The sequence below is a fragment of the Paraburkholderia solisilvae genome, assembly GCF_902859875.1.
In the GTDB taxonomy this organism is placed as follows: domain Bacteria; phylum Pseudomonadota; class Gammaproteobacteria; order Burkholderiales; family Burkholderiaceae; genus Paraburkholderia; species Paraburkholderia solisilvae.
Genome location: NZ_CADIKF010000006.1, coordinates 103,961 through 130,123, shown reverse-complemented (window position 1 = coordinate 130,123; position 26,163 = coordinate 103,961). Strand labels below are relative to the sequence as shown.

At 64.7% G+C, this 26,163-nt stretch carries 20 protein-coding genes; 11 read left to right on the top strand and 9 right to left on the bottom strand.

Going from position 1 to position 26,163, the window contains the following annotated elements; all coding sequences use genetic code 11:
• Window positions 1-365: 365 nt before the first annotated feature.
• From HV675_RS06100 to HV675_RS06070, 7 genes are all read left to right on the top strand, one after another.
• Complete coding sequence (locus tag HV675_RS06100; protein ID WP_175109912.1) at window positions 366-1,085, top strand: YoaK family protein; 720 nt, start codon at window positions 366-368, stop codon at window positions 1,083-1,085.
• Window positions 1,086-1,196: 111 nt separating this feature from the next.
• On the top strand, window positions 1,197-1,931 hold the full coding sequence (locus HV675_RS06095) for a gamma-glutamylcyclotransferase (RefSeq protein WP_246270113.1): 735 nt from the start codon (window positions 1,197-1,199) through the stop codon (window positions 1,929-1,931).
• A 3-nt stretch (window positions 1,932-1,934) separates the two neighbouring features.
• Complete coding sequence (locus HV675_RS06090; RefSeq protein ID WP_175109910.1) at window positions 1,935-2,951, top strand: LysR family transcriptional regulator; 1,017 nt, start codon at window positions 1,935-1,937, stop codon at window positions 2,949-2,951.
• Between the two features lie 58 nt (window positions 2,952-3,009).
• Entirely contained in the window at window positions 3,010-3,852 is an 843-nt protein-coding gene (locus tag HV675_RS06085; protein WP_246270112.1) for an alpha/beta hydrolase, read from the top strand.
• 189 nt (window positions 3,853-4,041) lie between these two features.
• A complete protein-coding gene (locus HV675_RS06080) occupies window positions 4,042-5,229 on the top strand; it encodes an efflux RND transporter periplasmic adaptor subunit (RefSeq protein WP_175109909.1) in 1,188 nt (395 codons plus the stop codon).
• 32 nt (window positions 5,230-5,261) lie between these two features.
• Complete coding sequence (locus HV675_RS06075) at window positions 5,262-8,513, top strand: efflux RND transporter permease subunit (protein WP_175109907.1); 3,252 nt, start codon at window positions 5,262-5,264, stop codon at window positions 8,511-8,513.
• 10 nt (window positions 8,514-8,523) lie between these two features.
• Window positions 8,524-10,032, top strand: coding sequence for an efflux transporter outer membrane subunit (locus tag HV675_RS06070; RefSeq protein ID WP_175109993.1), 1,509 nt, complete (start codon window positions 8,524-8,526; stop codon window positions 10,030-10,032).
• 110 nt (window positions 10,033-10,142) lie between these two features.
• On the opposite strand, the gene HV675_RS06065 is transcribed toward HV675_RS06070, so the two are convergent.
• The 3 genes from HV675_RS06065 to HV675_RS06055 all read right to left on the bottom strand — a co-directional run bounded on the left by HV675_RS06065 (window position 10,143) and on the right by HV675_RS06055 (window position 13,919).
• Entirely contained in the window at window positions 10,143-11,057 is a 915-nt protein-coding gene (locus tag HV675_RS06065) for a LysR family transcriptional regulator (protein ID WP_175109905.1), read from the bottom strand.
• A 131-nt stretch (window positions 11,058-11,188) separates the two neighbouring features.
• A complete protein-coding gene (locus HV675_RS06060; protein WP_246270111.1) occupies window positions 11,189-12,796 on the bottom strand; it encodes an MFS transporter in 1,608 nt (535 codons plus the stop codon).
• 127 nt (window positions 12,797-12,923) lie between these two features.
• The gene (locus tag HV675_RS06055) at window positions 12,924-13,919 is read right to left on the bottom strand and encodes a LysR family transcriptional regulator (RefSeq protein WP_175109904.1); all 996 of its coding nucleotides are present in this window, start codon (window positions 13,917-13,919) and stop codon (window positions 12,924-12,926) included.
• A gap of 356 nt (window positions 13,920-14,275) precedes the next feature.
• Here HV675_RS06055 and prpF point away from each other — a divergent pair, with 356 nt between their 5' ends.
• A complete protein-coding gene (prpF, locus tag HV675_RS06050; RefSeq protein WP_175109902.1) occupies window positions 14,276-15,454 on the top strand; it encodes a 2-methylaconitate cis-trans isomerase PrpF in 1,179 nt (392 codons plus the stop codon).
• On the opposite strand, the gene HV675_RS06045 is transcribed toward prpF, so the two are convergent.
• From HV675_RS06045 to serC, 3 genes are all read right to left on the bottom strand, one after another.
• Entirely contained in the window at window positions 15,438-15,977 is a 540-nt protein-coding gene (locus HV675_RS06045) for an ArsI/CadI family heavy metal resistance metalloenzyme (RefSeq protein ID WP_175109900.1), read from the bottom strand. The two genes, prpF and HV675_RS06045, sit on opposite strands and share 17 nt — an antisense overlap.
• A 20-nt stretch (window positions 15,978-15,997) precedes the next feature.
• Window positions 15,998-16,810 (bottom strand): class I SAM-dependent methyltransferase, encoded by an 813-nt coding sequence (locus HV675_RS06040; RefSeq protein WP_175109899.1) that lies wholly within the window; start codon window positions 16,808-16,810, stop codon window positions 15,998-16,000.
• 298 nt (window positions 16,811-17,108) lie between these two features.
• On the bottom strand, window positions 17,109-18,206 hold the full coding sequence (gene serC / locus HV675_RS06035; RefSeq protein ID WP_175109897.1) for a 3-phosphoserine/phosphohydroxythreonine transaminase: 1,098 nt from the start codon (window positions 18,204-18,206) through the stop codon (window positions 17,109-17,111).
• 417 nt (window positions 18,207-18,623) lie between these two features.
• Here serC and HV675_RS06030 point away from each other — a divergent pair, with 417 nt between their 5' ends.
• Window positions 18,624-20,063 carry an ATP-grasp domain-containing protein gene (locus tag HV675_RS06030; protein ID WP_175109895.1) on the top strand — a complete coding sequence of 480 codons (1,440 nt, stop codon included), beginning with the start codon at window positions 18,624-18,626 and terminating at the stop codon, window positions 20,061-20,063.
• Between the two features lie 53 nt (window positions 20,064-20,116).
• Here the strand turns inward: HV675_RS06030 and HV675_RS06025 are convergent, their stop codons facing one another.
• A complete protein-coding gene (locus HV675_RS06025) occupies window positions 20,117-21,448 on the bottom strand; it encodes an MFS transporter (protein WP_175109894.1) in 1,332 nt (443 codons plus the stop codon).
• 212 nt (window positions 21,449-21,660) lie between these two features.
• Window positions 21,661-22,752: a tartrate dehydrogenase gene (locus HV675_RS06020; RefSeq protein WP_175109892.1), complete on the bottom strand. Its 1,092-nt coding sequence runs from the start codon at window positions 22,750-22,752 to the stop codon at window positions 21,661-21,663.
• Between the two features lie 149 nt (window positions 22,753-22,901).
• Here HV675_RS06020 and HV675_RS06015 point away from each other — a divergent pair, with 149 nt between their 5' ends.
• Window positions 22,902-23,822: a LysR family transcriptional regulator gene (locus tag HV675_RS06015; protein WP_175109890.1), complete on the top strand. Its 921-nt coding sequence runs from the start codon at window positions 22,902-22,904 to the stop codon at window positions 23,820-23,822.
• 155 nt (window positions 23,823-23,977) lie between these two features.
• Here HV675_RS06015 and HV675_RS06010 read toward each other — a convergent pair whose 3' ends face one another.
• Window positions 23,978-24,658, bottom strand: a complete 681-nt coding sequence (locus HV675_RS06010) for a FadR/GntR family transcriptional regulator (protein WP_377700465.1) — start codon at window positions 24,656-24,658, stop codon at window positions 23,978-23,980.
• A gap of 308 nt (window positions 24,659-24,966) precedes the next feature.
• Between HV675_RS06010 and dgoD the strand changes: the two genes are divergently transcribed.
• Window positions 24,967-26,115, top strand: coding sequence for a galactonate dehydratase (gene dgoD, locus HV675_RS06005; RefSeq protein WP_175109888.1), 1,149 nt, complete (start codon window positions 24,967-24,969; stop codon window positions 26,113-26,115).
• Window positions 26,116-26,163: the final 48 nt, after the last annotated feature.

Below are 26,163 nucleotides of genomic sequence, written 5' to 3'. Positions count from 1 at the left end.
GGGTGCCGGATTGTCGGATTGTTGGATTGTTGGATTGTCGCCGCAACGGTGACCGGCAAACCTGTCGGACAGCACCTGATCTCCTTCATCTCGCTGACGCACGCGGATAACCGTCAGTCCTTCGTATCTCACCCGCAACAACCGCATCAATGCTCGCCTCAAATCAATCTGAACCAGTCGCATCAATCACACACTAAATGCACTGCAGCGTCGATCTGTTTGAGCACACTTGCGACGCCTGGCCCATCGCAACAGCACTAACAAATGCCGCTCGATACCGTTCAAACCGTCTCGAAGAGAGTCATGCATCCATTGCCGCGCGCATTCATCGCACTCCCTGCAATTCACCATTCCAGCATCGCACGATGAGCACGCCTGCCGAAACATCCTTACTCGCCCTGCTGCGGCATGTCGCCGGATTATCGGCAATCGCAGGCTACGTCGAAGCGATCGGATTCAGCGACTTCAGCGGAATCTATCCGGGCATCATGACCGGCAACACGGTCCAGTTCGGCCTCACATTCGCGAAAGCGCAATGGGCGCTGTTCGGCACGATCGGCCTCACGGTCGGACTGTTCTTTATCGGCGGCATCCTGGCGAGCCTCGTACGCTGGCATTTGCGCCGGCCGCCGCTCGAACTGCTGCTGATGGCGGCACTGCTGATCGTCGCAGGCTTCGTACGTCTGCTGCATCCCGCGCAACCGATGCTCGAATTGCCGCTGCTCGTGTTCTCGATGGCGATGCAGGGCGAGACGATCTCGCGGTTCGGCGGCGTGTCGCTACAGACAATCGTGGTGACCAGCAACTTGCTGAAGTTCTCCGATGCGCTGGTCGGCCGCTATCTGATCCCCTCCGCACGGCACGCGCCTCGCACGGGTCAATCACAATCGGCAACACAGCGGCCGGAACTGAAAGAAGTGCTGATGCCGGGTTTCGCGTGGCTCAGCTATGGCATCGGCGCGGCCGCCGGCGCCGTGCTCATACACCGTTTCTGGTTTCCGTTGGCCGTGCCTGCGGTGCTGCTCGCGTTGATGGTGTGCGATCTGATGGCGACGCGCCCTCACACGGCCGATGCGTTTCGCTGACGCGGGCTGACGCTGCGCCATTGTCGCCGCGCCGGCGACGAAGCGTTTCCGCCCGGCGGGTTTATCTCGGCTCGGGCCGTACGGATACTGTCGGCATGAACAAGGTGCCGGATGCCGGCCTATTCCGGCGCCCTGACACCCTCACTCATTACCGTAAGCCGACCCGCCATGCTGTCACGCGACGCCCTTCGCTCCGGTGCCTACCTCGATAGCTTCCGCGACCTCCCCGCGGAGTCGCTATGGAGCGCCGCCCGCATTGAAGCCTCGCTCGAAGCTACGCTAGCGCAGCGCCCCGGTATCGGCCCGGTCTGGATCTTCGCCTACGGCTCCCTGATGTGGAACCCGCTGATTCACTTCGATACCCGAGCGCCCGCCACCCTGTACGACTGGCATCGCAGCTTCTGCATCCGCCTTGTCGCCGGCCGCGCCAGTCCGGACGCGCCCGGCCGCATGCTCGCCCTCGAACCCGGCGGCAGCGCGGCAGGCGTCGCGCTCAGGCTTGCGCCGGAATCAGCAAGCGAAGAACTGCGCCTCATCTGGGTTCGCGAAATGGTCGCGGGCTCCTATCGGCCGACATGGGCGCCGGTCACGTTCGCCGATGGCACGCGCACGCATGCGATCGTGTTCGTCGCCGATCGCCGGCAGCCGCACTACCAGTCCGACGCATCGGTCCACACGGTCGCCCCGTTGATCGCCGCCGCGCGCGGCCATGTCGGCACCAATCAGGACTACGTGCTCGATCTCGAAGCCGCATTGGCCGAAGCAAACCTGCAAGACCGTTACATCGAACAGTTAGCCGGCGCAATCAGAACCCTTTCGCTGCGTGCAAGCTCCGTGGAGGAATAAAACGTGGACAAACTCCAGGCCATGCAGGTCTTCACACGCGTCGTCGATCTGAACAGCTTCTCGGGCGCCGCCGACGCGTTGGACATGACCCGCTCTTCAGTCACGACGATCATCCAGAACCTCGAAGCGTTTCTCAAGGTCCGCCTGCTGAACCGCACGACACGCCGCATCAGCCTCACGCCCGACGGCGCCGCATACTACGAACGTTGCGCGCGCATCCTTGCCGATATCGAAGAAGCGGAACACGCGCTGGCTGAAACGTCGCGCGCGCCGCGCGGCCGTTTGAAAGTCGACATGCCCGGCGCGATCGGCCGCATGGTGATCGTGCCGGTGCTCGACGACTTCCACACGCGCTACCCGGACATCGACCTGATGCTGGGCGTCGGCGACAAGCCGATCGATCTCGTCGCCGACAGCGTCGACTGTGCAATCCGCATGGGCCCTTTGCAGGACTCGACGCTCGTCGCGCGGCGTGTCGGCACATCCGAATTCGTGACGGTGGCGAGTCCCGCTTACCTCGCGCATCACGGCATGCCCGCGACACTCGAAGACCTCGAGCAACACGTCGCGGTGAACTACTTCTCGAGCCGCAACGGCCGCATTGTCGAGATGGACTTCGTGGTCGACGGCAAGCCCGTCGACGTGCGCATGCACTCGAAGCTCGCCGCGAACGACGGCGACGCGTATCTGCAATGCGGAATCGCCGGCCATGGCCTGATCCAGATTCCGCATTTCATGGCATTGCGCCACCTGCAAAGAGGCGAACTGGTCGAAGTGCTGCCCCAATGGCGGCCGACATCGCTGCCCATTTCCGCTGTATATCCGCAGCACCGACACCTGTCGCCGCAAGTGCGCGTATTCGTCGACTGGATCGCGGAAGTGTTCGAACGCTGCTATCTGCTGCGCAGAAACGACGCGCTGCCCGCCTCGATCACGCAATACCTGAACGCGGATGCAGACGCGCGCACAACGGCCGCATCGGCTCATACCGCGTCACAGGATGCGGACATTTCGCTCTGACCGAATTGTCTTATCGGTATGGCGGTGATGATCTGCACAGGCAGCGGACGGACAATGCGTGCATCGACATTCGCATCGCATTCGCCACACCGTGCAAGCCTTCTCCTCCGACGCGCCGCTGCAAATCGACGACGTCACCATTGACGGGCATCGGCAAAACATCACGCTGCGCACCTATCGCCCTCGCGCACGCAAGCCGACGCCGCTCCCCGCCGTGCTCTATTTCCACGGCGGCGGTTTTGTCGGCGGCAGCATCGACGACGCACACCAACCGGCCTCGTTGCTCGCGCAACGGTTGCCCGCGTTCGTCGTCGCGGTCGGCTACTCGCTCGCGCCCGCGTTTCCCTTTCCCGCCGCGGTCGAAGACGCTTACCTCGCATTCGAATGGACAGCCGCCTACGCGCGCATGCTGCGTATCGATCCATGCCGAATCGCCGCAGTCGGTCATGACGCGGGCGGCAACGTCGCCGCTGCGCTTGCCGCCATCGCACGCGACCGCGGTACGTACAAACTCGCCGCAGAGGCGCTGCTCGGTCCGCTGCTCGACCCAAGCCTGACTCGTCTGACGGACGCGCCGGCTTCGAACGCGGCGCTCCGCGCGCAACGTTGTGCGCGCCACTATCGCGCGTATCTGCCGCACGCCGCACAACGGATGCACCCGTACGCGGCGCCGCTCGAATCGTGCCGTCTGCACGCATTGCCGCCGACACTGATCGCGAGCGCCGAGCACGACGCGCTGCGCGCCGACGGCGAGGCCTATGCAAAAGAACTGATTTCCGCAGGCGTGCCGGTACAAGTCACCCGCCACGCCGGCATCGCACACGACGACCTGATCACCCACGCGCCGGTCCTCGACGACGTCACGGCGTTCCTGCGCCGGCACTTCGACCCGGCGCCCTGACTGTATCCGGCGAGGATACAAAGCGTCGCCGGCCGCCATCTTTATCACCGTCAAGGCGTCAACCATACTGCTGCCAACGCTTGAGACCGTTGCCGACTGGCTGTGCAACGGCCTTCCCGCGGCGGCTGGCTGAGTTCGCTCATCAACCACGCGTTACGAAACAGTTCCATTTATTCAGGATCACTAGTCATGTCGAATAACTCGAAAAACCGCAAACGGCTCTCTGTTGCAATCGGTGCGCTGTTCGTCGCCGGCGCCGCCGCGGGAATCGGCCTCATGCTGCATGAGCGCGATGCCGGTCCCGTCTCCAGCGCCCGTGCGGCGGATGCGCCGCCGCCGGCTGCGCAAGTGGACGTCGCCACCGTGCTGAATGAATCGATTACCGACTGGCAGAGCTATTCGGGCCGCCTCGAAGCCATCGACCATATCGACGTGCGCCCGCTCGTCCCCGGCACGATCGTCGCGGTGCACTTCAAGGACGGCGCGCTGGTCAGGAAAGGCGACGCGCTGTTTACGATCGATCCGCGTCCGTATCAGGCTGAAGTCGACCGCGCCGCCGCGCAACTCGCCGCCGCGAAAGCACGCGCTCTCTACACGTCGACCGACGCCGCCCGCGCCGATCGGCTGCTCGCCGACAATGCGATCGCGAAACGCGACTACGACGAAAAGCAGAACGCGTCGCGCGTAGCCGATGCCGGCGTAAAAGCCGCACAGGCCGCGCTCGAAGCAGCGCAGGTCAACCTCGGTTACACGACCATCGCCGCGCCGGTCTCCGGCCGCGTGTCGCGTGCGGAACTGACGCCCGGCAACGTCGTATCGGTGGGCGCCAATGCACCGGTGCTCACCACGCTCGTCTCCGTGTCGCCGATCTACGCATCGTTCGACGTCGACGAACAAACCTATCTGCAATACCTCGGGCACGAGCGCAACGCGAAGGTGCCGGTGTCGCTCGGCCTTGCCGACGAAACCGGCTACTCGCGCTACGGCGAGATCGCGTCGGTCGACAACCGCCTCGATACGTCGTCGGGCACGATCCGCGTGCGCGCGAGCTTCGACAACGCGGACGGCACGCTGGTGCCCGGCCTCTATGCCCGCCTGAAGGTCGGCGGCGGCGCGCCGCATCCGGCGATTCTCGTCGACGACGCGGCCATCGGCACCGATCAGGCAAAGAAATACGTGCTGGTCGTCGATGCATCGAACAAGGTCCAGTACCGCGAAATCCGGCTCGGCGGCCTGCATGGCAACTTGCGCGCGGTCGCCTCCGGTCTCGACGCCGGCGAGCGGATCGTCGTGAACGGCATCCAGCGCGCCCGTCCGGGCGACAGCGTCACCCCGCACGCCGTGTCGATGAGCGACGCGGCGAAGTCCGCTTCATAACGCGCCCGACGGCCTGACCCGGGAAGCCCATCATGAACATCTCCAGATTCTTTATCGACCGGCCCATCTTCGCGGGTGTGCTGTCGGTCATCATCCTGCTTGGCGGCATCATCGCGCTGTCGATACTGCCCACTTCGGAGTATCCGGAAGTCGTGCCGCCGTCCGTGGTGGTCCGCGCGCAGTATCCGGGCGCGAACCCGAAGGTGATCGCGGAAACGGTCGCGTCGCCGCTCGAAGAGAAAATCAACGGTGTCGAAAACATGCTGTACATGCAGTCGCAGGCCAATAGCGACGGCAACATGACGACCACCGTCACCTTCAGGCTCGGCACCAATCCGGACCTCGCGACGCAACTCGTGCAGAACCGTGTGCAACAGGCGCTGCCGCGCCTGCCGGAAGATGTGCAACGGCTCGGCGTCACCGTCGTGAAAGCGGCGCCGACGCTCGTGATGGGGGTGAACCTCGTCTCGCCGAATGACCGCTACGACATGACGTATCTGCGCAACTACGCGCTGATCAACGTGAAGACGCGGCTCGAACGCATTCCCGGCATCGGCGAAGTCGTGCTGTGGGGTTCCGGCGACTACGCAATGCGCGTGTGGCTCGACCCGACCAAAGTCGCGCGCCAGAACATGACCGCGTCGGACGTCGTCAAGGCGATCCGCGAGCAGAACGTGCAAGTGGCGGCCGGCCTCGTCGGCGGTCCGCCGATGACGGAAAACGTGCCGATGCAACTGAGCATCAACGCACAAGGTCGGCTCAAGTCTGAAGAGGAATTCCGCAACGTCGTGCTGAAGACATCGGCGGACGGCGCGGTCACGCGTCTTGGCGATGTCGCTCGCGTCGAGCTCGACGCGCAGGAATACGGACTGCGTGCGCTGCTCGACAACAAGGCATCGGCGCAACTGATCATCTATCAGCAACCGGGCGCGAACTCGCTGCAGATTTCCGATGCGGTGCGCGACACGATGAAGGACCTGAAAGCGGACATGCCCGATGGCGTCGACTATCGCATCGTCTATGACCCGACGCAGTTCGTGCGCGAAAGCATCGACGCGGTCGTGCATACGCTGATCGAAGCGATCGTACTGGTGGTGATCGTCGTTATCGTGTTCCTGCAAAGCTGGCGGGCGTCGATCATTCCGTTGCTCGCGGTGCCGGTATCGATTGTCGGGACGTTCTCGCTGATGCTCGCGTTCGGCTTCACCATCAACGCACTCTCGCTGTTCGGGATGGTGCTGGCGATCGGCATTGTCGTCGACGATGCGATCGTGGTGGTCGAAAACGTCGAACGGAACATCGCCGCGGGCCTGAAGCCGCTCGCGGCCACCTACGCGGCAATGCGCGAAGTCAGCGGGCCGATCATCGCGATCGCGCTGACGCTGGTTGCCGTGTTCGTGCCGCTGGCGTTCATGTCGGGCCTCACCGGCCAGTTCTACAAGCAGTTCGCGATGACCATCGCGATCTCGACGGTGATCTCCGCGTTCAATTCGCTGACGCTGTCGCCCGCGCTCGCCGCGCTGCTGCTGCGTGACCATCGCGCGCCGAAAGATGCGTTGACGCGCGTGATCGACCGCCTGTTCGGGCCATTCTTCCGCGTCTTCAACAAGGTGTTCGCGCGCGGCTCCGAGTCGTACGGCAAAGGCGTCGGCAAGGTTATCGGTCACAAGGTCGCGATGCTCGTGATCTACGGCGTGCTGCTCGCGGCGGCCGGCCTGATGGCGAAGATCGTGCCGGGCGGCTTCGTGCCCGCGCAGGACAAGGACTACCTCGTCAGTATCGTGCAACTGCCGAACGGCGCGTCGCTCGAGCGCACCGAAAAGGTGATCCGCGACATGGCCGACATCACGCTGAAGCAGCCGGGCGTCGAAAGCGCGGTCGAGTATCCGGGGATGTCGGTAAACGGCTTTATGAACTCGTCGAGCGCCGGCGTGCTGTTCGTCGTGCTGAAGCCGTCGAAGCTCCGTCATGCAGGCGAAACCGCGAACGAGATCGTCGCCGCGCTCAATACGAAGTTCGGCGCGATCAAGGACGCGCAGATCGCCGTGTTCCCGCCGCCGCCGGTACTCGGCCTCGGCGCACTCGGCGGCTTCAAGCTGCAGATCGAAGACCGCGGCGCGCTCGGCTACGAGGCGCTGAACAGCGCGACGCAAGCGTTCCTGAAAAAGGCCGCGCAAGCGCCTGAACTCGGACCGTCGTTCTCGAGCTACCAGATCAACGTGCCGCAACTGAACGTCGATCTCGACCGCGTGAAAGCGAAGCAACTCGGCGTCGATATCACCGACGTGTTCGACACGATGCAGATCTATCTCGGCTCGTTGTACGTGAACGACTTCAACCAGTTCGGCCGCGTATTCCAGGTGCGTGCGCAGGCGGATGCGCCGTTCCGCGCAACCGCGAACGACATTGGCCAGTTGAAGACGCGCAATGCCGCGGGTGAGATGGTGCCGCTGTCGTCGCTCGTGAAGGTCACGCCGACGTACGGCCCGGAAATGGTCGTGCGTTACAACGGCTACACCGCCGCCGACATCAACGGCGGTCCGGCGCCCGGCTATTCGTCCGGCCAGGCGCAGGCGGCGGTCGAGCGCATCGCGAAGGAAACGCTGCCGCGCGGGATGAAGTTCGAATGGACCGATCTCACCTATCAACAGGTGCTGGCCGGCAACTCCGCACTGTGGGTATTCCCGATCAGCGTGCTGCTGGTGTTCCTCGTGCTGGCCGCGATGTACGAAAGCCTCACGCTGCCGCTCGCCATCCTGCTGATCGTGCCGATGACGCTGCTGTCCGCGCTGACCGGCGTATGGCTCACACGCGGCGACAACAACATCTTCACGCAGATCGGCCTGATGGTGCTGGTCGGGCTGTCCGCGAAGAACGCGATTCTGATCGTCGAATTCGCCCGCGAACTGGAGATGCAGGGACGCTCGATCGTGCAGGCCGCAATCGAAGCCAGCCGGTTGCGGTTGCGTCCGATCCTGATGACGTCGATCGCTTTCATCATGGGTGTGGTGCCCCTCGTGATCTCGACCGGCGCCGGCGCCGAGATGCGCCGCGCAATGGGTATTGCGGTGTTCTTCGGGATGCTCGGCGTGACGCTCTTCGGGCTGATGCTCACGCCGGTGTTCTACGTGCTGCTGCGCAAGCTCGCGGGCGGCAAGCATCTCGAAGCGAAGCATGGCCACCATCCGCACATCCACGGCCCCGATGACGACGGCGGCAGCGATACCGCACAGGGCAAGTCCGCTGCTGCCGTCCGGTTGCCGGAACCGGCTTACGAAGACTAAGGAGAACATGATGAAACGACTGATGACGAGAGGCGCCTTCACCGGCTCGATGCTGCTCGGCGCATTGCTGGTGCTCGCAGGCTGCTCGCTTGCGCCGACTTATGACGTGCCGTCGGCATCGACGCCGGCGGCGTTCAAGGAAACCGTGCAGACCGCGCTGCCCGCCTCGGAAGCGGGCAGCTGGAAGACCGCGCAGCCGTCCGAAGCCGTACAGCGCGGCGCATGGTGGACCGTATTCGACGATCCGAAGCTCGACGCACTCGAGCAGGAAGCGCAGAACGCGAATCAGAATCTGAAGGCGGCGGCCGCGCGTGTGAAGGAAGCGCGCGCATTGAATCAGGCCGCCCGCGCGGGATTGTTCCCGACGCTCGATGCCGGCTTCGGACCGACGCGCCAGCAAGTGTCGGCGGCATCGCAGTTCCAGCCGGACGGCACGCGTATCCCGCAGCAGACCTTCTGGCGCGCGCAGGCGAGCGCGTCGTATGAAGTGGATCTGTTCGGCCGGGTCGCATCGACAGTCGACGCGGCGAAGGCGGATACGCAGCAAAGCGAAGCGTTGTACCGTTCGGTGCTGCTCGCGCTGCAGGCGGACGTCGCGCAGAACTACTTTGCGCTGCGCGAACTGGACGCGGAAACCGAGGTGTTCGATCACGCGGTCGAATTGCGCGAGCAGGCATTGAAGCTGGTTCAACACCGTTATGCGGAAGGTGACGTGACCCGGCTCGATGTGTCGCGTGCGCAAGCGGAACTGGCGAGCGCGCGTTCGGATGCGATGACCGTGCAGCGGCTGCGCGCCGCGTCCGAGCACAGCCTCGCCGTGTTGCTCGGCAAGGCGCCATCCGGGTTTTCGATGGCCGCCGATCCGTTGCAGCCGGTGAATCTGCGCGTGCCGCCAGGGCTGCCTTCGTCGCTGCTCGAGCGGCGTCCGGATATCGCCGCGGCGGAGCGCGCGATGGCTGCGGCGAACGCGCGGATCGGCGTCGCGAAGGCGGCGTTCTTCCCGTCGCTCACGCTGACCGGCACCGGCGGCTTCGAATCGGCTACGCTCGGCGATCTCTTCAAATGGAGTAGCCGCGCATTCCTGCTCGGCCCGCTTGCGGGCACCGCGCTGAATGTGCCGGTCTTCGACGGCGGCCGCCGCAAAGGCAATCTCGCGAACGCGCGCGCCGTGTATGAAGAGGATGTCGCCAACTACCGGCAGCAGGTGCTGACCGCGTTCCGTGAAGTCGAAGACAATCTCTCGGATATGCGCATACTCGAAGAGCAAACGAAGACGCAGCAGGACGCCGTCGACGCGTCGCAGCAGGCCGCGGACTTATCTCGCACGCAGTACACGGAAGGGGCGGTCAACTATCTGGACGTGATCGATGCGCAACGCACCGTGCTGCAGGCAAAGCGCGCAGCCGTCCAGTTGCAGGGCGTGCAGGCCGCGGCCACCGTCAACCTGATTCGCGCACTGGGTGGCGGTTGGGGCGATGTCATGCCGGATGCCGCGATTCCTCCCCTCGCGCAGAAGTAGCAAAGCGTCCGGCCCGTGCGGGCCGCATCGAGAAACGCCCAGCCGATGTCGGGATGAATCGGATGGGCGTTTTACATTTGATCGCGTGCGCAGCGTGTTCGCTTTCGATTTCAGCGGTGCGGCGGCTCACGCAAACTTTCCGCCAGATGATTGAGCACCGCCCGCGTCCTGGCGGTCATTTTCTGCCCCAGCGGAATGATCGCGTGTACCGGCGGCCCGTCGACGGCCGCGTGCGGCAGCAGATGCACGAGCCGCCCTGCGTGCAGGTGCGGCAACGCGACGCGATCGAAAATCTGCGCAATGCCGCAGCCTGCGATGGCCGCATCCACCAAGGCCTGTCCGTCCGCCAGCACGAGTGTCGAAGGCATCGACAGTTCGCGCCTGTGTGTGCCGTCCTGCAACGCCCATGGCCGCAGCCGCCCGCCTGGGCCGCGAAACACGACCGCGTCGTGCGCCGCGAGATCGGCGATGGTGTCGACCGGCCCTTTGCGCGCGAGATACGCGGGCGCTGCATAAAGGCCAAGCTTCAGATCGCATAGCTTGCGCACCGTCATCTCGCTGTCAACCGGCAACTCGCCGATCCGCACCACGATATCCCAGCCCTCGCCGACCGGATCCGACATGCGGTCCGTCAACGCGACTTCGAGCGTGATCTTCGGGTGCTTGCGACGCAACGTTTCGAACGCCGGCAACAGCAGGCGGCCGAACCCGGCGGGCAAGTCGAGCCGTACGCGGCCGATCGGTTCCGACCGTCGCGCCGCCAATTGTTGTTCGGCTTCGCGCAACCCGTCGAGCGCGGCTTGCGCGGCCAGCAGATAGGTTTCGCCGTCTTCGGTCAGACGCACGGCTCGCGTCGTGCGCTGGAAAAGGCGCGTGCCCAGACGTGCTTCGAGCCGCTGCACCGCCTTGCCGACATTCGATTTGCTCGTGCCGAGTTCTTCGCCGGCACGGGTGAAGCTGCCGGTCTGCGCGACGGCGACAAAGCATGCGATATCGGATACGGAAGGTTCGCCACGTTCGGCCATATGCTCGCCTTGTCCGCGAAATGGGCGCGGTGATCGATCGATTGACACGGCTCGCAGACCGGCAAAGCCCGGGACGCGATGTCCCGGGCTTCTTCTGCCTGAGCCGCTTTACCGGAAGCGGAACAGGTTGCTTATGCGACGGCGGAGTCCACGACCCGCGGTTTCTCGAGTTTCCTGTCTGCCGTGCGCGGCTCGCCGCGATCCTCGTCCCGCGGTCCGGTGCGGTTCAGAAATACAAAGGCCGCCAACGCCGACAACACCGTCATGACGATCAGCACGTGCAGCAGACTGGTGAAGGCATGCGTGTAGCCGAGCGTCAACGCATGATGCGAAATTTCAGGCAGCGCGTGCGCCGCGTGTGTCATATCGCCGGTGGTCAGCCGTTGCGCGGCTTCGGACAGGCGCGCGGCCAGCGCGGCATCGACACGGCCCTGCACGCCATGCATGCTTTGCGAAAGATTCGAATAGGATAGCGCGGCGAGAATCGCGGTCACGATCGCGAGCGCAATGCCTTCTCCCGCCACGCGCGTCGTACTGAAGATTCCCGATGCCATGCCGGCGCGCTCCTTCGGCACCACGCTCACCGACAAGCCATCCATCAAGCCCCACGGCATGCCCGCGCCGATACCGATGACGATCATCGGCATGACGATTGCATCTTTCGACGCGCTCATGTCGACGAGGCTCATCCAGTAGAGGCCGGCCGCCGCAATCAGAAAGCCGATGCCGGACAACACACCCGCAGCGAGCCAGCGCGTCAACATCGCGGCCAGCGCCGGCACGACGAGCATCGGCGCCGACAGCGCGATCATCAGGATACCCGCGTCCATTTCGCTGAGCCCTTCGGCGCCGATAAAGCGCAGCGGCAGCATCACGATCAGCACGATATAGCAGTAACAGGTGCCGACCGGCAGCATCTGCACGCCGACAAAGCGCGGATAACGGAACAGGCTCAGTTCGAGCATCGGCCGCTTTACGCGGCGCTCGATCGCGATAAACGCGCCCAACAGCAGCGCCGACGCGCACAACGACCCGACCACCAGCGGACTGCTCCAGCCGCTTTCCGGCGCCTGAATCACGCCGAACGTGAACAGCGCAAGCGTGCCGGTAAACGTGATGGTGCCCGGATAGTCGAGTCCCGCCGCACCGGGGTCGCGCGTCTCGCGCATCCTCGGCACGCCGAACGCGAAGGCGGCCGCGCCGATCGCCGCGATCACGATGAAAATCGAACGCCAGCCGAATTGCGTGATCAGCGCGCCGGCCATCAGCGGACCGAACGCGAGGCCGATGCCGAAGCTCGTGCCGAGCATGCTGAATGCACGCGTGCGCGCGTGTCCGTCGAATTCCTGCGCGAGCGACGCGGAACCGCTCGACAGCGACGCGGCCGCGGCAACGCCTTGCAGCGCGCGCAGGATATCGAGCGCGACCACCGATGTCGCGAAGGCCATCGCAAACGACGTGACGATAAAGCCGCCGAGTCCAAGCACGAACAGACGCTTGCGGCCGAACTGGTCGGCAAGCGCGCCGGCCGCCATCAGCAGGCTGCCGAAGCTGAGCATGAACGCATTGGTGACCCAGGTCAGAGCGGTCGCATTGCCTTCCAGGTCGCGGCCGATTGCGGGTGTCGCGACCGCGCCGCCGGAAAAGGCGAGCGGCAGCACGAGGGCGGACAGGCATATGGCAAGCAGAATCAGCAGCTTGCTGCGGTCCGGCGACCGTTGCGGCATCTGGGTATTCATTGAGGACCTTCCACGGGTGGGCGGCGGCGCGCGCGAATGCCTGCGAATGCAGGCTCGCGCAATCGCCGGGCTGCAAAGCGCATCATTTTGCGAGCACGTGTGCAGCCGATAAACCGCCCGATCGTGGTCAGTCCGTCTCCCGCGCGGCGACAATCCGGCGCACCGGCTTCTGCGCCGGTTTGCGCGCACCCGCAGGCGCGGCTGTGACGGCTTTCCGGGGTTCGTCCTTCAGAAAGTCGGCCAACCGGTTGAGCACCACGCGCGTTCGTAACGGCATTTTCTGGCCTGATGGAATCATCGCGTGCACCGGCAGGCCGTCGACGTCCGCGTCGGTGAGAATGCGTTGCAGCCGTCCCGCTTCGACGTGCGGCTGTGCAATGCGGTCGAGCAGTTGCGAAATGCCGAGCCCGTTGATCAGCGCGTCGTTCAGCGCCTGACCGTCTTCGACGACGACAGTCGCTTCCGGCGAGAGGGAACGGATCTCGCCGCCGTCGTTGAGCGCCCACGGCCGCAGCCGGCCCGACGGACCGCGAAAGATCACCGCGTCGTGCTGCGCGAGATCCGCAATCGTGCGAACCTCGCCGCGGCTCGCGAGATACGCCGGCGACGCGTACAGCCCGAAACGCGTATCGCATAGCTTGCGCACCGTCATGTCGCTTTCTTTCGGCAGCTCGCCGATGCGCACGACCAGGTCCCAGCCGTCGGCGACCGGGTCCGACATCTTGTCGCTGAAGCCGAGTTCGAAGGTGAGCTTCGGGTGCTGCTGCCGCAACTCGAGAATGGCCGGGAAAAGCAGCCTGCCGAACGACGCCGGCAAATCGAGCCGTACCCGGCCCACGACTTCGTCGCGGCGCGCGGCCAGTTCCTGCTCGGCTTCGCGCAGCCCGCCGAGCGCCGATTGCACCGCGAGCAGGTAGGTTTCGCCGTCTTCGGTCAGACGCACCGCGCGCGTCGTGCGTTGAAAGAGCCGCGTGCCGAGGCGCGCCTCGAGCCGCTGCACCAGCTTGCCGACATGCGATTTGCTCGTACCGAGCGACTCGGCCGCCTTCGTGAAGCTCCCCGCCACACCAACCGCCTCGAATGCGGAAATCTCAGATATCGAAGCGTCCGCGCGCTCGACCATGGCAGTTCCCCGGCAACCTGTCATGCGGCACCGTCCGGCCGCATCGAACGACACTGTAACTGCAAGTGGGGGTGAAGATAAAGACAGGGCGAACACGGCGTCGACGGCGCCATGCGAAGCGTGCAATCGACGCGAGCGCCGCCATGCTCGCGGCCACGCCGGCCGCGTTTATGCACGCCCGCGCCAGCGGATTCGCGAGGCCCGTATGACACTTACCCGCCTGCCGGCCTAACTGCGCGCCGCGCGGCAGTTCGCCTATCATCGGTGACAAAGCGCGGGAAGCCCGGCGTCGCAACGCATTGCATCACGCCGCCACGCATCCCGCGCAATCCACACCTGAGCATCAGGAGGCAACCTTGCCGCAAGTAAAAATTCCGGCCGTCTACATGCGCGGCGGCACCAGCAAAGGCGTCTTCTTCCGTCCCGACTGGCTGCCCGCCGACCCCGCGCAACGCGACCGTATCCTGCTGCGCGTAATCGGCAGCCCCGACCCCTACGGCCAGCATATCGACGGCATGGGCGGCGCCACCTCCAGCACCAGCAAGATCGTGATCGTCGGCCCATCATCGCGCGCGGACTGCGACGTCGACTATCGCTTCGGGCAAGTGGCGATCGACAAACCGGTAGTCGACTGGTCCGGCAACTGCGGCAATCTGACTTCCGCGGTCGGCCCCTTTGCGATCGCGCAAGGTCTCGTCGATGCGCCGCGCGACGGCATCGCGACCGTGCGCATCTGGCAGGCGAACATTCACGCGAAAATCGTCGCGCATGTGCCGATGCGCGATGGCGAGGTCGTCGAAGCAGGCGATTTCGAACTGGACGGCGTGACGTTCCCGGCCGCCGAGATCAAGATCGAATTCCTCGATCCGGCCGGCGACGCGGACCCCGATGCGCCGGACACCGGCATGTTCCCAACCGGCCGCGCGCTCGACACGCTCGATGTGCCCGGCATCGGCGCACTCGACATGACGATGATCAACGCCGGCAACCCGGCGATCTTTATCGATGCCGCGGCACTCGGCCTGACGGGCGCCGAATTGCAACGCGATGTCAACGGCCATGCCGCATTGCTCGAAAAAGCGGAAGCGATCCGCGCGCATGCCGCCGTGCGCATGGGCCTCGCACGCACTCCCGAAGAAGCGACGACGCAGCGCCCGCACACGCCGAAGCTCGCGTTCGTCGCGCGGCCGGCGAGTTATATCGCATCGAGCGGCAAGCCGGTCGATGCGGCGACGCTCGATCTCAACGCGCGCATCTTCTCGATGGGCAAGCTGCATCACGCGATGACCGGCACCGGCGCGATTGCAATCGCAGTCGCCGCGGCGATACCGGGCACGCTCGTTCACCGCGTCGCGCCCGGCGACGGCGGCACCGTGCGCTTCGGCCATCCGTCCGGCAGCCTCGCGGTCGGCGCGCAGGCTGCACAGAAGGACGGCAGTTGGATCGTGACGAAAGTGGTGATGAGCCGCAGCGCGCGGCGGCTGATGGAAGGCGTGGTGCTCGTGCCGGACGCCGTGTTCAGCGGCGGCGCCTGAACGCGATCGTGACCGCCGACTGCTGCTGCGGTGCGCAGCACGACGCGTTGCTGTTCGCCGCGGCAGGGCCGCCATCGGGATCGGTGTTCGTATCCGTATCAGCGGCATCCGCGGTGGCGGCGGCAGCGGCCGCGTCGTGCCGCGACTCGCCGTAGGTCGGCGCGGTGTTCAACGTGCGGAACGTTTCCCACGCGACGCCTTGCGGATCGACGGTCCACGATTTGTCGGAGATCGCATAGCAGCATTGCGTCGCCGTCTGTTCCTCGGCCGCAATCTCCGCGAGCGCGAAGCGATTGCGCATTTCGGTCAGTTCTTCTTCGGTTTCGACCTGAATGCCGAAATGATCGATACCCGAGCGCGCGAGGCGCTGCGAGATCGCAAAATTTACCGCGGGGTCGGTCAATTCCCACTTGCAGTAGTCCTGCTTGCGCACAGTCGGCTCGACGCCGCCAAACATCGCGCTATAAAAACGGATGCTCTCCGTCAGGTCTTCGACTGAAACGTGTATGTGCATACGCTTCATGGTTGTCGCTCCACAGCAGTTCAGGGCTTCGTCGCGCTCGCCAGCACGCACGGCAGCGGCAGGCTGATCTCGTCGCCGTTGCGATACGGCGCGCAGTCCTCGAGAACGGACTTTTCGATCGACGCGAGGGCTTGCGGCGTCTGCGCTTTCAGCAGCGCGCCCACTCGCACGCCACCATGCAACATCATGTGAAACGCGGTCTCGGGCGCGCGCGTGTGTAGCGTCTGACTCACTTCGACGACCAACGGTTCGACAAATCCCACCGCGCGTAACGAACGTTTGCACTCGCCCCCGTCGCTAAAGCGCGAAAACGGCGGCCCCGGCGGCAGCGGCACGTCCAGACGTCCATATGTTTCGACCGCCTTCAAAACCATCCCGAAACCGATCGCGCGGTCCGGCGGCGACCAGACGGTGAAGGCCAGCCTGCCGCCGCTCTTCAGTACGCGGAACCCCTCGGCGAGCGCCTTGTCCGGATCCGCGAAATGCAACAGGCCGAAGCTGATGCCGACCGCGTCGAAGCTCGCGTCGGCAAACGGCAGCGCATCCGCGCTGCCGCGCTGGAATTCGACATCGGGAAACGCGGCGGTTGCCTCGTCGATCATCGCCTGCGCGAAGTCGAGACCCACCGCCTTGGCGCCGCGCTGCGCGGCGAGACCCGCGACATAGCCCGGCCCGGTCGCGACATCGAGAAAACGCGTGCCCGCGCGAACGTCGAGCGCATCGAGCAATGCCCCGTTGGATTGCGTCGTCACTCCGCCGAAACGCGGTATGTACGCAGACGCGACCTGCTCCCATCCGTTGTGTTCGAAAATGGTGAAGTCGTCCTGGTTCATGCGGGTAGCGTCCTTCTGATGGGTGACATGGGCAGCCTGCGCCGCCGGTCATGATATGTGATCGTAAGGGGACGCGCGACACGCGTCCAGTCCGCGCCGGCCGGCGGAGCTTTTTGACAATTAACATTGGGAAAGATCGGCGCGCGTGTCGGACCCGAAGACGAATCGACTGACGCGAACCGGCCGCGCGATTGCGGCATTCGGGGCGCACCGATTATTGCGGGGTGTACCCGCAATCAAACGGCGTGCTAGTTAGCGTTCCGTGACATCAAGCTTGCACCGGATGCACGGAAAACGTTTAGACATGTTGCACAGTGAACTCATTCAACACATCGCAGAGCAGATCGACCGCCGCTTCGGAGACCGCGTTGTACAGCGATGCGCGCAAACCGCCCACCGAGCGGTGGCCTTCGAGACCGACGATGTTCTGTGCCCGCGCCGCAGCAATAAAGGCCTGATCAAGGCGTTTGTCACCGAACGTGAACGACACGTTCATATGCGAGCGCCAGCGCGCCTCCGCATGAACCGTCACTGCGTCGCCGAGCGCATCGAGTGTCGCGTAAAGCCGCTTCGCCTTGCTTTCGTTGACGCGCTGCATGGCTTGCAAACCGCCGATGTCGAAACGCAACCAGCGCGTGACCAGCATCAGCACATAAATGGCGAACACCGGCGGCGTGTTGTAATTCGAACTGTGCAGAACGTGAGTACGGAAATCGAGGATCGCAGGCAGTCCATCCGGAATGCGATCGAGCAGCGAGCGCTTGATCACCGCAACGGTGACGCCGGCCGGCCCGAGGTTCTTTTGCGCGTGCGCGTAGATCATCGAGTACGCGTCGGTGCTGATCGGTTTCGACAGGAAGTCCGACGACATGTCGGCGATCAGCGGCGCGGCGATCTCGCCGGCGCCGTATGCCGGGAACTGCAGACCTTCCACGGTTTCGTTCGACACGTAGTGCAGATACGCGGCCGACGGCGCGATGTCGAGCGCACGCAGGTCCGGCAACTGTTTGTAACCGGTCGTCCTGCCATCCCACGCCACATTGCGCTTCGTCACCTTCGCGGCCTCGACCGTCGCTTTCGCGCTCCAGTAGCCGGAGGTCACATACTCGGGCGGCGCGACGGCGCGGGCCGCGAAATTCATTGGAATGGTCGCGAACAGCAGGCTGCTGCCGCCTTGCAGAAACGTAATCGCGTAGTCGTTCGACACGCCGAGCAGATGCCGCAAGTTCAGTTCGGCCTCTTCGAGCACCGAGCGGAACCATTCGGACCGGTGGCTCATGCCGAGCACCGACATGCCGGTGTCCGGCAATTCGACGATCGCATCGCGGGTTTGCGCAAGCACGGTCTCGGGCAGCGCGCCGGGACCGCCGGAAAAATTCAAAGCGTTGGATTTCATGATCGATCCTGCAGACGCGCAACACGTGCAGCCGGGTGTCGGCGCAACGCGAGCCCGATTCGAGCCACTAGACGCTAGCCACGATACCAAGGTCGACCGCAACCCAAATCCGTGAACAAAGGGCCGATTTCATGCCTGTTCGCGCGAGCCCGCCGCACGCGCACGCCATAAGGTGACGGACGTTGCGAAAGGCCGCCCAGCCGTTTCTTACAGGCGTCTTGTGGACGTGGGCGCGCACCGACAGGTGCGCTTCAGGCGCACGCCGCGAAATTGAAAGCCGCTGTAAGCCATGCCATGCATGGCGTCGCGCACCCAGCAGGCGGCTTTCTTGCGCGCTACGGCTGCGCCGCGTTGCGTTGCGCGGTATGCACGATGCTTGTTGTAACCGGTGTTTCAACTGTATTCCGAAGGATCGATATGGCGCTCCCCGCGCAAGCCGCCGACGGCCTCACGCGTCAACCATCGGCCGCCAACAACCCAGACATGCAAAAGACGATCGCAATACTCGAGGCCGCGCTCGATGCAGACCCGCTGAACATGGGATTGCACGCGGCGCTCGCGGAAACATTGCGCGACGCCGGCAACGAAGGCGGCTACCTCGCGCATCACATCGCGGTGCAAACGTCCATCGCGATCACCACGTCGGCGAGCGAAGCCGGCGCGAGTGTCGAAGCCATCGAGGCGATACGCTCGGCGTTGCCGCTCTACAACCTCGCCACCGCGTATTCCATTCGCGGCGATTACGCGGCGGCAAAGCACTGGTTCGAGCACGCATTGACGATCGAACCGGACCTCGCCATCGCGCATCAGAATCTCGCGGCCGTGCTCGACTTTCTGAAAGAGCCCGACGCTGCGCAAACTCACCGCAGCCGCGCGTACAGCCTGCAGCGCGTATTCGTCGAAGCCGCGGAGCATGCGCCGCGCCGCGTGCTGATTCTGTGCGCGGGCCGCACGTCGGGCAATGTACCGTTCGACACGTTGCTGCCGGTGGACAGAAGCCACCGGATCAAATACGCGATCGACTACGCAAACGAAATCGAAGACTTTCAGCTGCCGCGCTACGACCTCGTGTTCAACGCGATCGGCGAGCCGGATGTCGCGCAGCCGCTGCTGAAGCGCCTCGAAACGTTCGCGCGCCACTGCGGCCGTCCGCTGCTGAATCAGCCTGCGGCGGTCATGAACACGCAGCGTCACCGGCTGCCCGAACTGCTCGCCGGTCTTGACGATGTGCTGGTCCCGCCTTGCATGCGTATCGACGTCCCGCCCGTGTCGCCCGACGACCTCGCCGCGCACCTCGATGAAGGACGGATCGGCTTTCCGCTATTGCTGCGGCCGCTCGCGAAGCACGGCGGCGAAGGCGTGTCGCTGCATCAATCGTTCGACACGCTGTGGCCCGCGGTTCAGGCGCTCGATGCGCCGTGCTATCTGACGATGTACCGCAACTATCGCAACGCGGATGGGCATTTCCGCAAGTACCGCAGCATCTTTGTGGACCGCGAGCCGTTTCCGTACCATCTCGCGATCGGCCCGCAATGGATGGTCCACTACTTCTCGGCGGAGATGACGCAGCACCCGTGGAAGCTCGACGAAGAGCGCCGCTTTCTGGAAGACCCGCGCACCGCGCTCGGCGAACGCGCGACACGCGCGCTTGCGGCCGTCGCGCGGCGGCTCGACCTCGACTATGCGGGCATCGACTACACGCTGCTCGACGACGGACGCGTGCTGGTGTTCGAAGCGAATGCCACGATGCTCGTGCATCGCGAAGCGACCGATGGTGCGCTCGCGCACAAGAACGCGTTTGTCGAGCGGATCGTTCAGGCATTCGAAGCGATGCAGGCCGCGCGCTTGCGCAACTAGCCGCTACTGCGTAAAAAGCGGCACGTGCTTCGATGCGCGTGCCGCCTGCGGTATTACAGTCCCGATCCGGTCACGGCCGCCGCACGTTCGCTGCGGCGATTCATCATCAGCGTCAGCACCGCGGACAACGCGACAAACGCGGCGACCACATAGAGCCCCGCCGCATAGCCGCCGGTCAGCGACTTCAGCCAGCCGATCACAAACGGCCCGACGAAGCCGCCGAGATTGCCGACCGAGTTGATCATCGCGATCCCGGCCGCGGCGCCCGCGCCCGACAGGAACGAAGACGGCATCGCCCACAGCGGCGCCTTCGCCGCGCTCACGCCGACGTTCACGATAATCAGCGCGAACACCACTTCGACCACCGTCTGCGAGATGCCCGCGAACGCGAGCCCGAGCGCCGCGGCGACGCACGGAATGATGACGTGCCACGCGCGCTCGTCCTTGCGGTCCGAATGACGCGCCCACAGCACCATGCCGAGCACCGCGAGCGCATTCGGAATGGCATTGAGCATGCCGGTGCCGAATGCGCTGAAGCCGAATTGACGAATGATCTGCGGCGCCCACAAGCCGAGCGTATACAGCCCCGCCGATGTGCCGAAGTAGATCATCGACATCACCAGCACGCGCGGATCGGCGAGCGCGCGCCACGCGCCCGCGGTGTGCCCCGCGTGACGGCCGCGCTCGCGGCTTTCCTCGCGCAGCGTACCGACCAGCCAGTCGCGTTCATCCGGCGCGAGCCACGGCGCCTGCTCCGGCTTGTCGATCAGCACCTTGAGCACCGCGAAGCCGAGCAGCACGGCCGGCACCGCTTCGATGATGAAGAGCCATTGCCAGTTCGCGAGGCCGCCCATGGTCGGCAGTTCCATCAGCGCGCCGGAGATCGGCGAGCCGAGCGCGCTCGACAGCGGCGCTGCCGCCATGAATGCGGCGGCGGCCACCGCGCGCTGCCGCGCGGGAAACCACTGGCTCAGGTAAAGAATGATGCCGGGGAAGAAGCCGGCTTCCGCGACGCCGAGCAGAAAGCGCAGCACGTAGAACGACGTGGCGCCGGTCACGAACGCGGACGCCGCCGACACGAGACCCCAGGTGATCATCACGCGCGCAATCCATAAGCGTGCGCCGACCTTGTTCAGGATCAGGTTCGACGGCACCTCGCACAGGAAATAGCCAAGGAAAAAGATACCGCCGCCAAGGCCGAACATCATCGGCGTGAGACCGATCGCCTTGTTCATCGATAGCGCGGCGAAGCCGACGTTCACGCGATCGAGAAAACTGACGAAGTAAAGCAGCATCACGAACGGCAGGATGCGCCAGGTGAGCTTGCGCACGACGCGCGCCTGTAATGCGTGCGCGTCACGTTCCCGCGTTTGCAGATCGGCCATGCCATGTCTCCGGTTGGCCGCGCCGTGGCCTCCGTGGGCCCGGCGCGATTATTTTTGGTGCTGAGGTGGAAATGCTCCTTGAGATGCGGTGTGCGCCGCTTGCGTCACTGCGGGATCGCAAACGGCGCGCGCGGGCGGACATCGTCTGTGCGATGTGCTGCTCCACGCGCGTCGCGTCAAAACGTCTACGGCGTGGTACGAGGCTGCGGCGGTCAGGCCGCCAGCGCCGGGCGCGCATGCGCGGCGATGTGCTGGCACACCGCGTCGGTCACTTGCGCGGTCGTCGCGTTGCCGCCGAGGTCGCCGGTGTGCAGCGACGGGTTCGCGGTCACCTGTTCGATCGCGTTCATCACGAGTTTCGCCGCGCCCGTTTCGCCGAGATGCTCGAGCATCATCACGACCGACCAGAAGGTGCCGACCGGGTTCGCGAGACCCTTGCCCATGATGTCGAACGCGGAGCCGTGAATCGGCTCGAACATCGACGGGTAGCGGCGTTCCGGATCGAGGTTCGCGGTCGGCGCGATGCCGAGGCTGCCCGCGAGCGCGGCGGCGAGATCGCTGAGGATGTCCGCGTGCAGATTGGTCGCGACGATCGTGTCGAGCGACGCGGGGCGGTTCACCATCCGCGCGGTCGCCGCGTCGACCAGTTCCTTGTCCCACTTCACATCCGGAAACTCGCGCGACACCTGCAGCGCGATCTCGTCCCACATCACCATCGCGTGACGCTGCGCGTTGCTCTTCGTGATCACCGTCAGCAACTTGCGCGGGCGCGATTGCGCGAGGCGGAACGCGAAACGCAGCACGCGTTCGACACCGGCGCGCGTCATGATCGACACATCGGTCGCGACTTCGATCGGATGTCCCTGGTGCGCACGGCCGCCGATGCCCGCGTATTCGCCCTCGGAGTTTTCACGCACGATCACCCAGTCGAGATCGGCGGGCTTGCAGCGCTTGAGCGGCGCGTCGATGCCGGGCAGGATGCGCGTCGGCCGCACGTTCGCGTACTGGTCGAAGCCCTGGCAGATTTTCAGGCGCAGGCCCCACAGCGTGATGTGATCGGGAATATGCGGATCGCCGGCCGAGCCGAACAGAATCGCGTCCTTGTCGCGCAGCGCGTCGAGGCCGTCGGCCGGCATCATCACGCCGTGCTGGCGGTAGTAGTCGCCGCCCCAGTCGAAGTTTTCGAACTCGAAGCGAAACGCGTCGCTGCGCGCGGCGAGCGCTTCGAGCGCCTGCCGGCCGGCGGGCACGACTTCCTTGCCGATGCCGTCGCCGGGAATGGTTGCGATGCGATAGGTCTTCATGCCGGGGTGTCTCCTACGAGTGGCGCAGCCGGACGGATGTGCGTGCGCTGTGTGATGAGGGGTAGATGCATCGTAGGGATTCGACGCCCGTTGCGCGCGCTGCTAGACTTAAACCACCTTTAACTGCAGGTTAACAATCCGGGGCGAACATGAGCGGCTCGGCACCACCCTCGGTACAACCGGCGGACCTCGCGTTTTTCTCCGTGCTCGCGGGGCGCGGCAGTCTCACGGCGACGGCGCGCGAGTTGGGCATCACCACGGCCGCCGTCAGCAAGCATCTCGCGCAGATGGAAGCGCGCGCCGGCGTCGCGCTCGTCAATCGCACGACGCGCCGCATGAGTCTCACCGCGGAAGGCGAGATCTATCTGACGCACGCGCGCCGCATTCTTGGCGAGATGGATGAACTGTCGCAGTTGTTAGGCGGTGCGCGCGCCGAACCGAGGGGCTTGTTGCGCGTGAACGCGACGCTCGGCTTCGGCCGCAGCCATGTCGCGCCGCTTATCTCGCGCTTTGTGCAACGCTTTCCGGAAGTGGACGTGCAGTTGCAGCTATCGGTGGATCCGCCGCCGATCAGCAGCGACACCTACGACGTGTGCATCCGTTTCGGCGAACCGCCCGATGCGCGCGTGATCGCGCGTCGTATCGCGCCGAACCGGCGACTGTTGTGCGCGGCCCCCGCGTATTTCAAGCGGCACAAGATGCCGAAAGTACCCGCCGATCTCGTGCATCACAACTGCATCGGCATTCGCCAGGGCGACGACGGTTACGGTATCTGGCGTTTGACGAGCGGCCGCGGCGCGACGCAGAAAACCGCCACGGTGCGCGTGCGCGGCAATCTGACCACCAACGACGGCGAGATTGCGGTGAAGTGGGCGCTCGACGGTCACGGCATTCTGATGCGCGCGGAGTGGGACATCGTCGACTATTTGCACAGCGGCGCGCTGGTGGCTGTGCTGCCCGAGTATCGAACGCCGGATGCGGATATCTTTGCGGTTTATGCGCCGCAGCATCAGATGTCGGCGCGGGTGCGGGTGTTTGTTGATTTCTTGACGGCGGAGATGGGGGCGTAGCGCATAGGTGGCGTGTGTGCCGTGCGGCGGCGGCATGTGGCATTCGTATCGTCTTCGCGTGGCGTTCTCATCGCCTTGTCGCGTCGCTGTTGCATCGCCGTTGCATCGCCGCGGCATCGCCATTGCATCGCATGAACGTCGCCGCCGACGTTACGTCACGCTTCGATCCGCCCTCGCGTCACACCGAGCAAGGCGGCCATCGCATCGCGCGCACGCGGCGCATTGCGATCGCGGATCGCTTCGAACACCGCCGTGTGTTCGTCGAGCGACGCATTGAACACATCGGCGCGTTTCGCATTGAGCCTCAACTGCGCTTCGAGCGTGCGCTCGATCAGTGTGCCGAGCGGAATCAGCAATTCGTTGCTGCATGCGGCAAGCACGCTCAGATGAAACTCGAGATCCGCGCGTACCCATTCGTCGACATTGCGTGCCGCGACCATCGCTGCGTGTGCGTCATCGAGCGCGGCAAACGACACATCGTTATGCGACGCGGCCGCGAGCCCCGCCGCATACGGCTCGATCATCTCGCGCATCTCTTGCAGTTTCAGCGCGAAATCGACTTGCGGCGCGACACGCGAGTACCAGTCGAGTACATCCGCGTCGAGCAGATTCCACGCATCCCTGGGCCGCACGCGCGTGCCGACGCGCGGCCGCGATTCGATCAGCCCTTTCGACGTCAGCGTGCGCAGCGCTTCGCGCAACACGGTGCGGCTCACGCCGAAACTCTCCATCAATTCGGCCTCGCGCGGCAGGATCGATTCCGGCGCGAAGTCGCCGCGCAGGATGGCGGTGGCCAGTTGATGGGTGACGCGGCCGTGCAGATCTTGCTGGATGATGGTTCTCCTGTTCGATGCCGCGTCGCTCCGGGGTTGGCGCTTTGGCGCCTGGCTGGAGTCGTGCGGAGAGTCGACCGGAGTCGGCGCTTTAGCGCCTGCTTCGGTCCTATGTCGCGCGAGTCCGGGTTAGCGCTTTGGCGGTTAACCGGACTCGCGCGGCGCGTTAAAAGCGTCGAGCTTCGAGCGTCCCAAATAATACTATTAATAGTATTTAAACGCGATTTTGTTGTAGCATGTGGCTCCCCGACCTTCGCGGTCCAACGCAACCCGGATTCGGCTTCGCCCGCCACACCCACAGGAGACGCACCATGAAAATCACCCGCATCGAAACCTTCATCGTCCCGCCGCGCTGGTGCTTCGTGAAGATCGAGACCGACGAAGGCATCGTCGGCTGGGGTGAGCCGGTCGTCGAAGGGCGCGCGCATACGGTCGCGGCGGCGGTCGACGAGCTGTCCGACTACCTCGTCGGCAAGGACCCGCGCCTGATCGAAGACCACTGGCAGGTGATGTACCGCGCCGGCTTCTACCGCGGCGGCCCGATCTCGATGAGCGCGATCGCCGGCGTCGACCAGGCGCTGTGGGACATCAAAGGCAAGTTTCACGGCGTGCCGGTGCACACGCTGCTCGGCGGCCAGGTGCGCGACAAAATCAAGGTCTATTCGTGGATCGGCGGCGACCGGCCGAGCGATGTCGCGAACAACGCGCGCGCGGTGGTCGAGCGCGGCTTCAAGGCCGTGAAGATGAACGGCTCCGAAGAACTGCAGATCATCGACACGTTCGACAAGGTTCAAGGCGTGATCGACAACGTCAGGGCCGTGCGTGAAGCGGTCGGGCCGAACGTCGGTATCGGCGTCGACTTCCACGGCCGCGTGCACAAGCCGATGGCGAAAGTGCTCGCGAAAGAACTCGATCCGTTCAAGCTGATGTTTATCGAGGAGCCGGTGCTGTCCGAGAACGTCGAGGCGCTGCGCGATATCGTGAACCAGACCAGCACGCCGATCGCGCTCGGCGAGCGCCTCTATTCGCGCTGGGACTTCAAGCACATTCTCGCGGGCGGCTACGTCGACATCATCCAGCCGGACGCGTCGCATGCGGGCGGCATCACCGAATGCCGCAAGATCGCGTCGATGGCCGAAGCGTACGACGTCGCGCTCGCGCTGCACTGCCCGCTCGGTCCGATCGCACTCGCCACCTGCCTGCAGCTCGACGCGGTCAGCTACAACGCGTTCATTCAAGAACAGAGCCTCGGCATTCACTACAACCAGGGCAACGACCTGCTCGACTACATCAGGAACCCGGAAGTCTTCAAGTACGAAGGCGGCTACGTGTCGATTCCGCAAGGCCCGGGCCTCGGCATCGAAGTGAACGAAGAGAAAGTGCGCGAGATGGCGAAGGTCGGCCACCGCTGGCGCAATCCGGTGTGGCGCCACACAGACGGCAGTGTCGCCGAATGGTAAGCACGGCAAGTTGAGTCCGCACTGAAGCAACGCTGTTCGAACGCCGCC

Bases quoted from the DNA above. Each gene is read 5' to 3' on its own strand.
- HV675_RS06100 (WP_175109912.1), top strand. From the start codon at position 366: ATGAGCACGCCTGCCGAAACATCCTTACTCGCCCTGCTGCGGCATGTC.
- HV675_RS06095 (WP_246270113.1), top strand. From the start codon at position 1,197: ATGCCGGCCTATTCCGGCGCCCTGACACCCTCACTCATTACCGTAAGC.
- HV675_RS06080 (WP_175109909.1), top strand. From the start codon at position 4,042: ATGTCGAATAACTCGAAAAACCGCAAACGGCTCTCTGTTGCAATCGGT.
- HV675_RS06075 (WP_175109907.1), top strand. From the start codon at position 5,262: ATGAACATCTCCAGATTCTTTATCGACCGGCCCATCTTCGCGGGTGTG.
- HV675_RS06070 (WP_175109993.1), top strand. From the start codon at position 8,524: ATGAAACGACTGATGACGAGAGGCGCCTTCACCGGCTCGATGCTGCTC.
- HV675_RS06065 (WP_175109905.1), bottom strand. From the start codon at position 11,057: ATGGCCGAACGTGGCGAACCTTCCGTATCCGATATCGCATGCTTTGTC.
- HV675_RS06060 (WP_246270111.1), bottom strand. From the start codon at position 12,796: ATGAATACCCAGATGCCGCAACGGTCGCCGGACCGCAGCAAGCTGCTG.
- HV675_RS06055 (WP_175109904.1), bottom strand. From the start codon at position 13,919: ATGGTCGAGCGCGCGGACGCTTCGATATCTGAGATTTCCGCATTCGAG.
- HV675_RS06045 (WP_175109900.1), bottom strand. From the start codon at position 15,977: ATGAAGCGTATGCACATACACGTTTCAGTCGAAGACCTGACGGAGAGC.
- HV675_RS06040 (WP_175109899.1), bottom strand. From the start codon at position 16,810: ATGAACCAGGACGACTTCACCATTTTCGAACACAACGGATGGGAGCAG.
- serC (WP_175109897.1), bottom strand. From the start codon at position 18,206: ATGAAATCCAACGCTTTGAATTTTTCCGGCGGTCCCGGCGCGCTGCCC.
- HV675_RS06030 (WP_175109895.1), top strand. From the start codon at position 18,624: ATGGCGCTCCCCGCGCAAGCCGCCGACGGCCTCACGCGTCAACCATCG.
- HV675_RS06025 (WP_175109894.1), bottom strand. From the start codon at position 21,448: ATGGCCGATCTGCAAACGCGGGAACGTGACGCGCACGCATTACAGGCG.
- HV675_RS06020 (WP_175109892.1), bottom strand. From the start codon at position 22,752: ATGAAGACCTATCGCATCGCAACCATTCCCGGCGACGGCATCGGCAAG.
- HV675_RS06015 (WP_175109890.1), top strand. From the start codon at position 22,902: ATGAGCGGCTCGGCACCACCCTCGGTACAACCGGCGGACCTCGCGTTT.
- dgoD (WP_175109888.1), top strand. From the start codon at position 24,967: ATGAAAATCACCCGCATCGAAACCTTCATCGTCCCGCCGCGCTGGTGC.